The organism is Dyadobacter sp. CY261, assembly GCF_021440085.1.
Lineage (GTDB): Bacteria > Bacteroidota > Bacteroidia > Cytophagales > Spirosomataceae > Dyadobacter.
The window spans coordinates 150,310-164,213 of the sequence record NZ_JAKCPW010000009.1 but is presented as its reverse complement, the minus strand read 5'-3'; the positions used below and the strand labels follow the sequence as shown (position 1 = coordinate 164,213).

At 48.3% G+C, this 13,904-nt stretch carries 10 protein-coding genes; 4 read left to right on the top strand and 6 right to left on the bottom strand.

The features are described from left to right. Positions 1-35 precede the first annotated feature (35 nt). From LZD49_RS24115 to LZD49_RS24105, 3 genes are all read right to left on the bottom strand, one after another. A complete protein-coding gene (locus tag LZD49_RS24115) occupies positions 36-2,261 on the bottom strand; it encodes a TonB-dependent receptor (RefSeq protein ID WP_234670246.1) in 2,226 nt (741 codons plus the stop codon). A gap of 91 nt (positions 2,262-2,352) precedes the next feature. Next, positions 2,353-2,817, bottom strand: coding sequence for a hypothetical protein (locus tag LZD49_RS24110; protein ID WP_234670245.1), 465 nt, complete (start codon positions 2,815-2,817; stop codon positions 2,353-2,355). 76 nt (positions 2,818-2,893) lie between these two features. Further along, positions 2,894-3,103 carry a heavy-metal-associated domain-containing protein gene (locus LZD49_RS24105; RefSeq protein WP_234670244.1) on the bottom strand — a complete coding sequence of 70 codons (210 nt, stop codon included), beginning with the start codon at positions 3,101-3,103 and terminating at the stop codon, positions 2,894-2,896. A gap of 193 nt (positions 3,104-3,296) precedes the next feature. On the opposite strand from LZD49_RS24105, the gene rhuM reads away from it, so the two are divergent. Further along, complete coding sequence (gene rhuM, locus LZD49_RS24100; protein ID WP_234670243.1) at positions 3,297-4,280, top strand: virulence protein RhuM/Fic/DOC family protein; 984 nt, start codon at positions 3,297-3,299, stop codon at positions 4,278-4,280. Between the two features lie 8 nt (positions 4,281-4,288). Here rhuM and LZD49_RS24095 read toward each other — a convergent pair whose 3' ends face one another. Further along, the gene (locus LZD49_RS24095; protein ID WP_234670390.1) at positions 4,289-6,517 is read right to left on the bottom strand and encodes a cation-translocating P-type ATPase; all 2,229 of its coding nucleotides are present in this window, start codon (positions 6,515-6,517) and stop codon (positions 4,289-4,291) included. Between the two features lie 164 nt (positions 6,518-6,681). Here LZD49_RS24095 and LZD49_RS24090 point away from each other — a divergent pair, with 164 nt between their 5' ends. Further along, complete coding sequence (locus LZD49_RS24090) at positions 6,682-7,785, top strand: lactonase family protein (protein WP_234670242.1); 1,104 nt, start codon at positions 6,682-6,684, stop codon at positions 7,783-7,785. Between the two features lie 33 nt (positions 7,786-7,818). Here the strand turns inward: LZD49_RS24090 and LZD49_RS24085 are convergent, their stop codons facing one another. Next, positions 7,819-9,225 (bottom strand): TlpA family protein disulfide reductase, encoded by a 1,407-nt coding sequence (locus LZD49_RS24085; RefSeq protein ID WP_234670241.1) that lies wholly within the window; start codon positions 9,223-9,225, stop codon positions 7,819-7,821. 105 nt (positions 9,226-9,330) lie between these two features. Here LZD49_RS24085 and LZD49_RS24080 point away from each other — a divergent pair, with 105 nt between their 5' ends. Further along, the gene (locus LZD49_RS24080) at positions 9,331-10,101 is read left to right on the top strand and encodes a YdcF family protein (RefSeq protein WP_234670240.1); all 771 of its coding nucleotides are present in this window, start codon (positions 9,331-9,333) and stop codon (positions 10,099-10,101) included. A 16-nt stretch (positions 10,102-10,117) separates the two neighbouring features. Here the strand turns inward: LZD49_RS24080 and pfkA are convergent, their stop codons facing one another. Then, positions 10,118-11,092: a 6-phosphofructokinase gene (gene pfkA, locus LZD49_RS24075; protein WP_234670239.1), complete on the bottom strand. Its 975-nt coding sequence runs from the start codon at positions 11,090-11,092 to the stop codon at positions 10,118-10,120. A gap of 320 nt (positions 11,093-11,412) precedes the next feature. Here pfkA and LZD49_RS24070 point away from each other — a divergent pair, with 320 nt between their 5' ends. After that, positions 11,413-13,902, top strand: a complete 2,490-nt coding sequence (locus LZD49_RS24070) for a YfhO family protein (protein WP_234670238.1) — start codon at positions 11,413-11,415, stop codon at positions 13,900-13,902. Positions 13,903-13,904: the final 2 nt, after the last annotated feature.

The window sequence follows — 13,904 nt, the reverse complement described above, 5'->3', positions numbered from 1 at the left end:
AAAAGTCTAAGCCCTTTCCTCCTTCCTCCATTCTCCTATCTAATAATCTTATAACGCATTCCCGCATAAATCATTCGTCCTACCACCGGCCCCCAAGCCATTCCTGCATCGAAATGCTGCCCGAAAGGTTCACTGGCACCCATGATCGGGTCTTTCTGGCGGAAGTTGGCGAGATTTTCGCCGCCCAGGTAAATGTCCCATTTCGGGAATGTACGCGTGATTTGTGCATTAAAGTTATAAAACGATGGTGCCATCGTAGAGCCAAGGTTGTCCGGCACGTGGTGATCGGGGACGTGGCCCATGTAGGGAAGGCGTTTTTTGCCATTCCATTGCACCGTGGCATCGAACTTCCATTTGTCGTAAGGCAATGCATAACCCGCATTAAAAAGCACCCTGTCGCGGCTCACCATCATTCTCGGTAGCAGCACATTGTCGTCATACACATTGCGGATACTCTGCTTTACATCGAACAGGCGATAGGCCAGTTTCAGGTCGAAGCGTTTGATGGGCGTGAGGTTCGCCTCGGCCTGGAAGCTGTTCGCATAAGCTGTCCCTTCCAGGTTATAAAAGCGGATATAGCGTGGATCTTCCATATCGGCCACCAGTTGGTTTTCAGAATCAGTACGGTAGAAATCCAGGATAAAATTACCGCTCATTTCCCCGATTTTAAATTCCTGCGTCACGCTGGCTCCGTAGTTCCACGAAACTTCGGGACGAATAGCCTCACGGAACATCACACTACGCGAGCTCACAAGGTTGCCATAATATTCAGCCAATGGGTTGGCGACTCTAAAACCACGTCCTGCGGAAGCCCGCAAGGTTGTTTGGCCGGTAAGGCTGTATTTCAAATGAAGGCGGGGCGTCCATTGCGTGCCGTAGAGATTATGGAAATCGACACGGCCGCCGGCCACCATTACGAATTTGTCGAGGTGGTTGTAGGTGTATTCAAAGAATGCTCCGGGGACGGATTCATTGCGTTTTAGGCGGATGTCCTTATATAGTTCATCATAATGATCGAGTATGTAGCTCACACCGGCTTTATAGTTATGATTGGTATTGCCGATGATCGACTGGTAGATGAGGTTCCCGTATAATGTCTTTTGCGTTCCGTCGTAGTTATTCAGTCCAAAATAGGATTTGGAATCATGCAGAGACGCATTCAGGATTAGCCCTAGCCCTTTGTAAGGCTGGTCGGGAAACAAGCGTGCGATTTTGGAGAAAAATTCGTAGCGGTTCACCCTCGCACCAAAGCCGTAAGCTTGGGTTGTGCCTTTCATTTCGCGCTCAAAGTCCTTCTGGCCGCCGAGACGATCTTCATATAACGCTTTTATGCCGAACTGCGCCATGAGCTTGTCGCCCTGGTATTTCCAACGGTTAATGGCATTATATTGGGTGTAAAGCGGCAGGTCGAGGAAGCCGTCGCCATTTTTATCGATGCGGTTGCGCAATGTGCTTCCGTGTGTAAGCAGACCGGTGCTCCATTTGTCGCTGAGCTTATGCGCCAGGTTCAGGTTCACTTCCCCGCGACCGAAATTGTTGACGTAGGTATTCAGGTAAAGTTTCTCCTGCGTATCCGGTTTTTGTAGTTCTACGTTAATCTGCCCCGTCATCGATTCGTAACCATTCACCACCGAACCGGCGCCTTTACCTACGTCGATCGATTGAATCCAGGTGCCTGGAACGAAATTCAGCCCGAACGTCGATGCAAGTCCGCGGATGGAGGGAATATTTTCAACGTTCGTCTGAATGTAAGTCCCGTTCAACCCGAGCATCTGAATTTGTTTGGAACCTGTCACGGCGTCGCTGTACGAAACGGATACAGAGGCATTGGTTTCGAAACTTTCGGAAAGATTACAGCAGGCTGCTTTGGCCAATGCGCGGGTAGTAATGATTTCGGTTTGATGCGGAGAAAGGCGGTCAATGGACGTGTTACCGGCGCGTACCGTCACCTCTTCGAGCGTCTGATCGCTTTGCAGAACCACTTGTAACTCGCTTTCCTGTCCGATTTTAATGGTATCGTTCTGGAATCCTACAAAGCTGACGACGAGCAGTGCCGATTGTGCCGATCTCGGAATGCTGAACCGCCCATTCCCGTCGGTAGCTGTTGCATTAGCAGTGCCTGCCCAGTATACGTTAGCACCCGTAATGGGTTTCAAGCTCTTCGTTTGCGGTTCCTGTTCATTGACCGAACCGGTTATACGTTGTGCGTAAATGCAGGAGGATATCAGCAGAAATAAACCTCCCAAAAGGTATTTGTTCATGATTTCATGGATTCATTGGAATAAGAGATGCATTATCAAAATCGCGACCAATTCGTGCGGTTTTGCATTAAATGACTGTTATTCAATAATATCAAATCAGGAACGACTGGATAAATGAGAGCATGCTTCGCCCATGGAAGCGGGAGGAGAAGGAGACGTCGGGAGAATTCGGGGATGAAGGTAGTAGCCATTCCGCCTGAATAAACTGGAAGCTGGTCACTGTCCAGGTAAGACCCATTGCCACCGATTTGAGTAGTTTGGCCAACACATGCGAATTCGCCGAAGCGACGTCGAGCTTTTCGAGTTTCTGGCTTTCCTTACAGCAGGCGGTTTTTTTGAGGGATGTACCCTTGGCCATTTTCATCGCAGCACTTTTCGCACAGCAGGAAGAAACGACTTTCGGTTTGCAGGAATTGTCTTTGGGTTGGCCCACCAACTGCATCGATTTGCCCGCCATCATCGCGCAATGGCGCTCTGTAAGCACGAATCCGGTGCTGCTCAGCAGAACCAGAAGGGCCATCAGGATGGTGATCGATCGATGTAGTTTGTTTTTCATTTGAATGCGTTTGGCAATGGACTTCAACCAATTGGCTTGGCCCGAAAGCTGGCTTCCGGGCCAAAAGTACTAATTATCAGGCGATTTCTTCTGCTACGTAACCAGCCTTTTTGATCAGTTGCTGGATTTCTTCCGGAGAATGGCTTGTATCAACTTTTAGCACGCGATCCGCACTTTCCAGGTCCACCGACCATTTTTCAACATTTTCATCAGCATTCAGAAAGGGAGTGACAGTAGCGACACATCCGCCGCATTTGATATTGGTTTTGAATTGCAAAGTTTCCATGATTACTAATCAGGGGCAGTCGCCCGGTGTTATGTGTTAATTGTTTTACAAATATCGGTTGTTGTTGCCGGGCAAATGTTACAGAATTGTGGGGAGGTGTTACAGAGTTTTTGGGAGATGGCGGATTCTACAAGCCGTGACCAACTCGAAATTGTAGCGTATCAACGGGTGGAACTTAAACCCAAAAGCACCCATGGACGCAGCAATATCCTCACCACGTGGCGAAATTTTTCTTTATGAATCGGAAGAAGGCAAAATGACGATTCAAGTACAACTTCAAAATGACACTGTCTGGCTCACGCAGGCGCAAATGGCGGAACTGTTTGGCAAGGAAAGGTCGGTGATTTCAAAACACATTTCCAATGTGTTCAAAGAGGGAGAATTGGACGCAAATACAAATGTGCAAAAAATGCACAATTGGCAATCCGTGAAACCAACCGCGATTTTTAGCCTCGATACAGTCATTTCAGTGGGTTATCGTGTCAAGTCGGCACAGGGCACTAAGTTCAGGATTTGGGCTAACCGAATTTTGAAAGAGTACCTGATCAAAGGCTTTGCGACGCAGGAAAAATTGAAATTAAATCAGCTGCAAAGTTTGAAGAAAACCGTTGCGTTGCTCGCGAACGTCATCCAAAATAAAGAACTGACCGCTGGTGAAGCTACCGGGCTTATTCAGGTGGTTACGGATTATGCCTATGCCCTTGATATCCTCGACCGATACGATCATCAGACCCTACCCATTGATGGCGTCTCTGAAAAGGAGCTTTTCGTAATTAGCTACGAAGAAGCCATGTCAGCAATCCAGGGCTTGCGAGATAAATTTGGCGGACACAGGTTCTTCGGAAATGAAAAGGATGAATCCTTTAAAAGTTCCATTAATACGATTTACCAGACATTTGATGGAATTGAACTCTATCCCAGCGTTGAAGAAAAGGCTGCTCAGTTACTCTACTTTATCATCAAGAACCACTCGTTTACGGATGGTAACAAGCGGATAGCGGCATTAATGTTTGTTTGGTTCATGGAACGGAACGGTATTCTCTACAGATCTGATGGTTCCAAACGGCTTGCAGATAACGCATTGGTAGCACTCACGTTGATGATCGCGGAAAGTAACACGTCCGAAAAGGAAATAATGGTAAGGGTAGTAGTGAGCCTAATTAATCAGAAGAACTAGATTAGCTTTTACAACCGCGCACGCTTCAACCTCAAACTATTCATCACCACCGAAACCGAACTCAGTGCCATCGCAGCACCTGCGATCATCGGATCAAGGAGGAATCCATTGATGGGATAGAGCACACCGGCGGCGATGGGGATGCCGATCATGTTGTAAATGAATGCCCAGAACAGGTTTTGCTTGATGGTCATCACGGTTTTGTGCGATAGGTTCAATGCTTTGGGTAAAGCAAGAAGATCGGAAGTAATTAATGTCATTTTCGCGACATCCATGGCAATGTCGGAACCTTTGCCCATGGCTACGCTCACATCCGCCTGGGCGAGCGCCTGGGAATCGTTGATGCCGTCGCCGACCATCGCTACGGTTTTGCCTGCGGCTTGGAGATTTTTGACAAACTGCATTTTGTCGTCTGGTTTCACCTCCGCCTGGTAGCTGTCGATCCCAACTTGCGACGCAACGGCCGCGGCGGTTTGGGCATTGTCACCAGTGAGCATATGTACTTCAATGCCTCGCTCGCGCAATTTTTCGACGGCCTCTCGGGACGTCGGTTTCAACTGGTCGGCAATGGCCACAAGCCCTGCGTGCTGGCCGTTGATGGAAATGCCGATAACGGTTTTGGCCTGTGTAGTGAGGACGTCGTAGGCAGGCTGCATTTCATCTGCGATTTGGATGCCTTCATTTTCAAGGAATTTAAATGTCCCGACGATGTACTCGTTGCCATCGACAAGGCCTCTTATGCCGCTTCCCGTTAATGATTTGAATTCCGAAACTTCGGCTTTGCTATCATCTACAATAAACTGAACGATAGCAGCAGCCAACGGATGCTCCGAACGCGCTTCGAGGGCCTTTATGGCCGCTAAATGGTTGCTCACATTTTCAAGGGACGTTACCCATTTCCAGTCGGTTACTTCCGGACGGCCTTCGGTAAGCGTACCGGTTTTGTCGAGGATAACGACATCCACTTTGTAGGCTTTTTCGAGGCTTTCGGCATCGCGGATCAGAATGTTGTTTTCAGCCCCTTTTCCTACACCTACCATCATGGCCGTGGGCGTAGCCAGTCCCAGTGCACATGGACAGGCGATCACGAGTACGGATACTGCCGTGAGCATGGCATGTGTAAAAGCATTTTCGGAGCCCAATACGATCCAGGTTGCAAATGTCAGGATAGCGATACCGATCACGACCGGAACAAAGATCCCGGCGATCTGGTCGGCAAGCCGTTGTACCGGGGCTTTGCTGCCCTGCGCTGCCTGCACGGTTTTGATGATTTGAGCCAGCACGGTTTGTTTACCCACCTTTTCAGCGGTGAATGTAAAGCTGCCGGTCTGATTGATCGTTCCGGCAAACACATTGTCCCCTGCTTTTTTCTCTGCGGGAAGCGGCTCGCCGGTCATCAGACTTTCGTCCACAAAAGAGCTGCCGCTTACCACTTTTCCATCTACGGGAATTTTTTCACCTGAGCGGATGATCACCTCATCGCCTAACCGCACTTCGCGCACCGGAATTTCCATTTCATTGCCTTCGCGATATACTCTTACAATTTTAGGTTGCAGGCCGATCAGTTTTTTCAATGCATCCGAGGTGTTCGACTTGGCGCGTTCTTCCAACAGTTTGCCCAGCAAAATAAAAAAGATAATAACAGCCGAAGCTTCGAAGTAGACATGTGGATGCAAGCCCCGCTCATGCCAGAATTGCGGATAAAATGTGTTGAATGTGCTGAAAAGAAATGCGACCCCGGTACTAAGCGCCACCAGCGTATCCATATTAGCTTTGCGATGGCTGGCTTGCTTCCATGCATTGACAAAGAAATCCTTCCCCAAAACAAACAGAACCGGGATTGTGAGCGCGAACATGATGTAATTGGCATAGGCCCAATCCATCAGGAACATACCCAATATTACGACCGGTACCGTCAATATTCCGGTGTAAATAGCCTTGTTTTTCAGTTGTTGGTAATGTTCGAGCTGGATTTTTTCCTGTTCGGCGATCGCGTCTTCCTCATTTTCTTCAATAATGAGCCCGTAGCCGATACTTTGCAGCACGCGGTCCATTTCGGGAAGGTCTACAAGGTCGGGGTCGTAAGTGACGGATACCGACTGGTTGGCGTAGTTGACGCCTGCATTCACGACGCCTTTAGTGTGGCCGAGCATCGATTCCACGCTCACTGCGCATGCCGCACACGACATACCAGTGACCGGAAGTATTATATTTTTTGTATCAGTGACAGTTTCCATCATCTTTCAAATTAGTATGCAAAGATAAAATCCCAGCATGCTGGAGCCGTTACACAATTCTGGCTGTGGTTTGCAAGATTCAAGGAAAAGCCGCTGCACATACATTAAAAATACCTTTGCCGGCTCTTTACCTTGCATTCACACGTTCCATTCCAAACTTACATATGAGAAAACTGCTCTTATCCATTATATTGGTTTCAGTCGGGTTGCAAGCTTTGGCCCAGGACCGTAGCATTACTTTCTACGTGGGCACGCAGGACAAGGCGGCTAATTCCTCGATTACCCGCTGTGAACTGAATCTCGTTTCGGGCCAGATTACAATGATCGACACGATCAACCGGTCGGTAGGGCCGGGATATGTTGCCATTTCGCCTAACAAACAGAACCTGTACGCAATTTCATCTGACAACAAGGTTTCTGCTTACGCCATCGGATCCGATCGAAAACTTAAATTCCTGAATAGCGAGCCTTCCGAAGGCACAGGGCCATGCCACGTTTCTGTGCACTCGACTGGGAAAATGGCTTTTGTTTCGAATTATGGCGGAGGCAGCTTTTCGGCGTATAATATCGTGGATGGAGGCAAATTGAGTGCGCCGGTTTATAAAGAGCAGTATACTGGCACAGGTCCTAACGCAAAGCGTCAGGAAAAGGCACACGCGCATTTTGCGACAGCCAGTCCCGACGGTCAGTATGTGTACGTGACGGACCTGGGAAGTGATAAAGTAATGAACTACTCGGTCGATGTAAATTCCGGCAAACTTGAGCCGAATAAGGCGCAGCCGTTTTTCTCAGGCAAAGCCGGCGCCGGGCCGCGCCATTTGGTCATTCATCCGTCGGGGAAGCGATTGTTTCTGCTCAACGAGCTCGATGCTACGGTGACGGCCTGTTTGATCGGCAAAAAGGGTGTCATTAAGGCCATTAAAACGTACCCGACGATCCCCGCCGATTACTCTGGGCCTACTAATACAAGTGCCGCGATCCATCTGCATCCCAACGGAAAGTTTGTCTACGTTTCAAACCGCGGGCATAATTCGATCAGCGCATTCAAGATCCTCGGGAACGGCGAACTGGAAATGGTCGACCAGCAAACCAAATCCATCGCCACCCCTCGTGATTTCAACATTGATCCTACCGGAAAATACATGATCGTCGCCAATCAGTCCTCGGACAACCTGGTGGTCTACGATGTGGATGCCGCAACGGGCAAGTTCACGTTCAAGCATGAGAGCATTGCTGTGAAAACGCCCATTTGCGTGGCATTTTTATAGGGTGCAGCTTTCGCAAAACGGTATGCAGGATGGTCAGAGTTTTCTGGCCATTTTGTTTTTGTAGTAATTCAAAAAATCTTCGATCTGTTCCACCGGCATTTTACGCGCGATGATCTTTTTGTTTTTATCGAGAATGTAGATCGTCGGTGTGGTTACTACGTCGAACTTGCGGTTGAAATCGATCTGGTTCAAAGCATCGAAACCATTGAGCAGCTCTTCGAGGTGGTAAGTTTTAACAAATGTCTTCCATTCTTCGATATTATGCTCGGTCGAAATAGCCATTACCTTGATACCCTCAGCTTTGTTTTTGTCATAAAATGCTTTGAGCAGCGGTGAAGCCTCTTTGCAATGCCCACAGGTGGGCGCGAAGAAAAATAGCACGGTGTAATTCGCATCGATGGCCTGTACGCTCACTTTCTTGCCAGTGGGGTCTGTCAATGTCAGCGGCGGGAAGGTTTTGTTTACCAGCAAATCCTTCATGGTAGCTACCTTTTCGCCAACGCGCTTTTTGACATCCTCGGCAACGCCCATTTCACCTGAGAGGTAATATTTATTGGCCATATATACCCAAACAGCCTCGGTACCCACTGTTTTGGGGTTTTCATATTGATTGGTAATGTAAAAAACCGTCCAGGATTTCAAGTCTTTATTCGCCGAAACTTTCTTAACCATCAGATCCGCGTCCTTAATGATCGAATCGGGAACCTGCACGACGAGATTTTTAAAGTAACGCTCCATTTTGGGTTCAATGAAGGGCGTGTTGACGATCCGCGGGTCGGAGAAATCGAAGGCGTCCCAATAATGCGCCTTATAGTAATTGAAAACCCACGTAGAATCGGTCTTACCGTTGGCTAATTTAGGTGCCTGAGGGATTTCCGGGTCTGCCGACATTTTCAGAAGCTGCGCGGTAAAGCTTCCTGCATTGTCGGCCAGTAATTTCTTGCGATAGGTACCGAATCCTTCCTGAATTGTTTTGAGGCGTGCCTGTGCTTCCGGAGTAGCCTGCTTGCTAAGCGCTTCAATCTCCTTGCTGCCGCTGGCTAATTCTTTTCGATAGTTGTAAAACAGCTCGTTTTCTTTGGAGCCGGTTACTTTCATGGAGGTGTTTAAATCGGTGGTGTCGACTTCCAGGGAGAAGTTGGTTTCCTTGCCCGAGTAAATGAGTTCGACCATTTTCTGGTTTCCGGGGAAAAGAATCATATATAGACCTCCCGGAAGCGGTGTTTTGCCTTCAAAAACCATTTTGCCATTGGCGTCGGCCCTGGCAGTGTCTTTGGGAACAAACTGTGAAGCATTGCGATTGTAGTGCCCGATTACGAACGACGAATCCCGCATTCCCTTAACGGTTGCCTCGATGCGGTAGCCTTGCGCGTGCGCTTTGGAAAAGAGGCTGAAAACGATCAGCAAAATCGGCAAGCAAGTGCGGGTATAATCTCTCATCAGGGTATGGAAAGTTTGCTTTAAAGCGGTTTATTGGATTATTTCAAATCTTGAACAACGTAAAATTAACTTCAAAACGCTAACATCAACCGGGTTCTTATCCAAATGTTTTATTTTCTCTCCAAAGCCGTCGACTTCCTGATCATGCCTATGAGCATGCTCTTTTTGTTGTTGATCTACGCATTCATTGTTAAAAATGCACGAAAGCGGAAGCTAACAATTGGTTTGGTGATTTTGCTGCTCTTTCTTATGTCTAATTCATTTCTGGTACGGACTGCTCTCAATCTGTATGAAGCACCGCTGGTGAATATCAGCGATCTCAAAGAAACTTACGATGTAGGTATACTACTGTCCGGAGGACTGATCAATACAGATATGCCGGAAGCCGACCATGCATTAATGGGCGATCGCGGGGACCGTGTCTTGCAAACTTTCTTGCTCTATAAGGCAGGGAAAATCAAAAAGATTCTGATAACTGGGATCAGCAGTGACGATGCGATGGTTGCCGCAAGAGGAGAGACAAAAGTGGCTGCATCGCTGCTGGTAAAATGGGGAGTTCCGGCTGGTGATATCGTGTTCGAAGAGAAAGCGAAGAACACGCGCGAGAATGCGCTGTTTTCGGCGAGGATCCTCAACAAAATGTTTCCCGGCGGAAAATACGTCCTGATCACCTCCGCATTCCACATGCGCCGGTCGGTTGGGTGTTTCGAAAAAGCGGGAATCAAAACAAAGCCCTTCCCGGCCGACTATTACGGAGGTTATAGTACATGGAGCTTTCGTAAAGTCGTTCCTGAACCAGTCGCGTTGTACGATTTCAATGTGCTATGGCACGAACTGGTCGGATTGGCTATTTACAAAATCATGGGTTACTGCTGAATGGTAACCGAGCGCACTAAACGCTCAGGATTTTTACCATTCTCAGCAAGTCTTCATTGATTGGTTTCGGCAGACGGATCGTGTCTTCGAAAGGTGTATAAACCAGCTCATTGTTGATAATGCCGGCCATCACGTTGCTCTGCCCTGCAATGAGGCCTTCCAATGCGCCCAGTCCGAGGCGGCTTGCCAGGATGCGGTCGTAGGCCGAAGGCGTTCCTCCGCGTTGAGTATGGCCCAGCGTGGTTACCCGGATATCCGCGTTCTCGTCGACCTGCACTTTGATCTTATCGGCAACTTCCTGTGCGCTTCCTTCCTCGTCACCTTCTGCCACGATGATAATGGAAGATGATTTGGAGCGGCTCCAACCCTGTTTCAGAGTCTCCACCACTTGTGAAATAGGCGTCAATACTTCGGGAACCATTACGAGTTCGGCTCCGCCTGCAATACCCGATTGGATAGCAATATACCCTGAGTCACGGCCCATTACCTCAATAAAGAAGATACGGTCGTGTGAGCTCGCGGTATCGCGGATGCGGTCAATGGCGTCCAATGCGGTATTTACCGCGGTGTCAAAGCCGATGGTGTAATCGGTTCCGTACAAATCGTTATCGATGGTTCCAGGAGCACCTACGGTAGGAATGCCGTACTCGTTACCGAAGATCATCGCACCGGTGAAAGTACCGTTACCGCCGATTGCGATAAGCCCTTCAATACCCAACGCCTGCAAGTTGTCATACGCTTTCTTGCGGCCTTCGGGTGTCATAAATTCCTTGCTTCGTGCCGATTTGAGGATCGTACCACCTCTTTGCACTATATTGCTAACCGAGTGAGACTCCATTTTGTAGACATCACCGGCAATCATTCCGCTATATCCTCTTCTTATTCCAAATACTTCAATACCATGGTAGCATGCTCCCCGTACTACCGCCCGGATGCAGGCGTTCATACCAGGGGCATCTCCTCCTGAGGTAAAAACTCCAATTCGTTTCATTTAATAATTTCGGGTTACTTCTATTCTTTCTATGTACAGCTCGATTTGAACCTTTAAGGCACAATTTCCGCAAATTTATCCGGTATTTTCTTAAAATATATGCCCCGATTCTTAATTATGTTAAAAAAATGCGCGAACAAGAATCATTTTTAACGTCTCAAACATATACCAATACTCCTATATTTGCGCCTGTTAATGGAAATTTAATATCCCTTAACCGGCCTTCGTTGCTACTATTACTGTTTGAAAAGTCATATTCAAAGCGGACCATGGGGGGTCTTGCTTTCACCTGAAACCAACCCGTAGCTTAAATTATCAAAATGAAGAATCTGTTCTCCTGGCAACGTTTCTGGCCGCATCTGGTAGCTGTCATCGGCTTTATGATTTTGTCCATTGCTTATGTTTCACCTGTTCTGGAAGGCAAAAAGTTAAGTGCTACAGACGAAATCCAGGCGAAAGGAGCTGCGCGGGAGGTACTGGATTATCGCAAGCAAACGGGCGAATGGTCGTGGTGGACCAACGGCATGTTTGGAGGAATGCCTTCTTACCTGGTAGCGGCCGATTACCCCACGAGTATCCCGACGAAGATCGGGCAGGGTGTCAACAAGATTTTGCCTGCTCCCGCCAGCTATTTCCTGATCGGCATGGTGAGCGCCTATGTGCTTTTTCTCGTGCTTGGGGCAGGGGGCTGGTTGTCGGCCATTGGAGCAATAGCCTTTTCATTCTCTTGTTTCAATGTTATTAACCTGGAAGCTGGCCATATTTCGCAGGTGCTGGCGATCATGTATGCGCCCGGCGTGCTGGCAGGTGTGATCCTGGCCTTCCGCAAAAATTGGTTGGCTGGAGCAGCACTTACCGCATTATTTCTCTCACTGGAATTATATGCCAACCACGTGCAAATCACCTATTACCTGGGCATTGGTGTAGTGATACTGGTGATCGTTGAATGTGTTTCTTATATTAAAAAAGGAATGGCGAAGGACCTGGTGCTGATCCTTGGCGGGTTGGCATTAGCTGCCGTAATAGCGCTCGGAACGCATACTACCCGCCTTTGGAATGCTTATGATTATACCAAGGAAACCATCCGCGGCAAATCGGAACTGGTGACAACGGGCAAAGATGCTGCCGCTAAAAAAGGGACTGGTCTCGACAAAGAATATGCATTTGCATACAGCTATGGCATAGGCGAGTTGCTCACGCTGGTGATCCCGAATGCCTATGGCGGTGCTAACTACGGCCCTGTTTCCAACACTTCCGAAACCTATAAAACGTTGACGGGGCGCGGTGTTGACGCCGCGGCAGCGCAGAGTTTCGTACAGCAACTCCCACTCTACTGGGGCGATCAACCGATCATGGGTGGGCCGAATTACATCGGTGCGATCGTGTTCTTTCTTTTTGTTCTAGGGCTGTTTATTGTTAAAAACCCGTTGAAAAACTGGGCAGCGGGCGTGATCCTGCTCTATGTGATCTGGGCGCTGGGAAAAAGTCTGTCGGGAATTAACTATCTCTTTTTTGACTATTTCCCGATGTTCAACAAATTTCGGGCGATGACAATGGTGATTTCGCTCGCTCAGCTGCTTATGGTGCTTGTGGGCGTTCTGGCGCTCTCGACGATCGCTCAAAGGAAAATAACGGTCAAAGAATTCCAGAAACCATTCCTGATATCCGTGGCTATAACCGGCGGCTTAATGCTGATTATGGCATTGTTACCAGGGCTGTTTTTTAGCTTCAAGGGTACTAACGACTTACAATTTGCACAGCAGTTTTCGCAAATGGTGCAGAATCAGGAATTTGGTCAGCAAGTTATGAACTCCGTCATACAAGACCGTGAGGGCCTTATGAAGAGCGACGCGATCAGGAGCCTGATCTTTATAGCTCTGGCTGCCGGATTAGTTTGGTTTTTTGTGCAGGATAAACTCAAAATCGCATTGTTCTATGGCGTCATGCTTGCTCTGGTTATTTTCGATTTATTTGGGGTAGATAAAAGATACCTCAACAACGAAGATTTTGTAAGCGCTTATGCCGCACAGGGCCCAACGACGCCTTCTCCCGCCGATGAGCAGATTATGCGCGATCCTGACCCTGATTACCGCGTGTATGACTTAGCTGCGCAGGGAGGACCGTTTAACAGCGCGCTCGCATCGTATTTCCACAAATCACTGGGTGGATATCACGCCGCGAAAATGCGCCGTTACCAGGAGCTATTTGAAAACCAGTTGAATTCCGACAAGCCTAATATGGAGATTTTGAATATGTTGAATACAAAATACTTCATTACGCCGGATCAGCAGGGGAATAAAGCCGCTCAGCCAAACCCGCAGGCTTATGGGCACGCTTGGTTTGTTAATTCCTACAAAGTCGTTCCCAATGCGGATGCCGAAATGGCTGCGTTGCGGACGGTAAACCTGCGCAATGAAGCGGTGCTCGACCAGCGGTTCGCATCGAAACTGAACGGACTCAAAATTGGTACTGACTCGACATCCAAGATCAGCCTTATTTCCTACAAACCCAACGAGTTGGTTTATGAAACAAATTCGAATGGCGACGGTCTCGCTGTGTTCTCGGAAATCTATTACAATGTCCGGGATGAATGGCAGGTAACGATCGACGGCAAGCCAGCGGACATGCTCCGCGCCAATTATGTGTTGCGTGCAGTGCAGATACCTGCTGGTAAGCATACAGTCAAATTCCGTTTTGAGCCGGTTTCGGTGGCAACGGGCTATAAGGTTGACCTGGTAAGCTCATTACTCCTGGTCGGGCTGATCGCCGGGGCTGTTTTTGTTGAATCTAAAAGAAAGAAAAGCGCCTGACG